This window comes from Fructilactobacillus sp. X2R1C1 (assembly GCF_059901435.1).
The window spans coordinates 1-543 of record NZ_JBWXUV010000023.1; the positions used below are offsets into that span (position 1 = coordinate 1).

General features: G+C 26.7%; 1 pseudogene. It reads right to left on the reverse strand.

From position 1 onward, the window contains the following. Positions 1-116 precede the first annotated feature (116 nt). Positions 117-543, reverse strand: a pseudogene (locus AC6UDG_RS07280) (hypothetical protein); the annotation flags it as partial.

A 543-nucleotide genomic window follows, 5' to 3' on the forward strand; every position in this document is an offset into this window, starting at 1 on the left:
TCTCCTAAGTATGTAATATTGGACACAATTACAATGATATCAGACTTTTAACTAACAAAAAACACTATTTACGCATATTAAAAACGTGGAAGAATGGTTTCTCCACGTTTTTAACTCTATTTAGCTACACTTTTATATTTTAATTGTCTACTAATCACACACTTACAAAGAATCCAAACTATTAATAAAATCCAGCTAAGAAGACTGATCCATAAAGTAATAATTTGTGTAATAGTTTTTTTGTAAACGATATTAATATCGTTTATTCCCCTTCGGACAGGAATGTTAATAGCTTTGTTTTTATCAATTTTAATCGGTAATTCTATATTATTTACATAAGCATGAAATCCAGGATAATAGATATTAGGTATTGTAATACTTTGATAATTCTTTTGAGATTCTAATTTGTAATGGATTTTGTTATATGAAGTGCTCCACTGAATTTGTTGAATTTTTTCAGTGTCTTTATTCAAACTTTTAACAGAATGATCTAATAATGATGATTCAATTGGATTTGTAGTTTTGGGCAAATAATCAAAAACC